Below are 342 nucleotides of genomic sequence, written 5' to 3' on the forward strand. Positions count from 1 at the left end.
CATCCCTCGACCGCTTCTCCAAGTCTGTCAACAGACTCCTACATCCCTTGGCTAAAAAATAGCTGTGGACTTACATGGAAGTATTGTAACGCAAGACAGGTTAAAACCTGTTTCGTTCGATGTCCATTGATTAAAATCAATGGCTAACCCTCACTTTTTATTTTTAGGTTTAGGTGTTCGGGAACTATGGATTTACGAAGGGGGACAACTGACTTTATCGCTTTTTGGTAAAGAATGGAGGAGATGCGATCGCGCAGGTGAAAAAAATGTTATGCTGAGTTAGATTTTGGAGGATTTGTATGGAAATTTCTCTGCAACCAGACCTCGAACAATTTGTACGAG

At 41.2% G+C, this 342-nt stretch carries 1 protein-coding gene; it reads left to right on the forward strand.

All coding sequences use genetic code 11. From position 1 onward, the window contains the following. Positions 1–139: 139 nt before the first annotated feature. The gene (locus tag JUI58_RS12685) at positions 140–283 is read left to right on the forward strand and encodes a hypothetical protein (RefSeq protein ID WP_204104160.1); all 144 of its coding nucleotides are present in this window, start codon (positions 140–142) and stop codon (positions 281–283) included. Positions 284–342: the final 59 nt, after the last annotated feature.

Source organism: Spirulina sp. CCY15215 (assembly GCF_016888125.1).
In the GTDB taxonomy this organism is placed as follows: domain Bacteria; phylum Cyanobacteriota; class Cyanobacteriia; order Cyanobacteriales; family Spirulinaceae; genus CCY15215.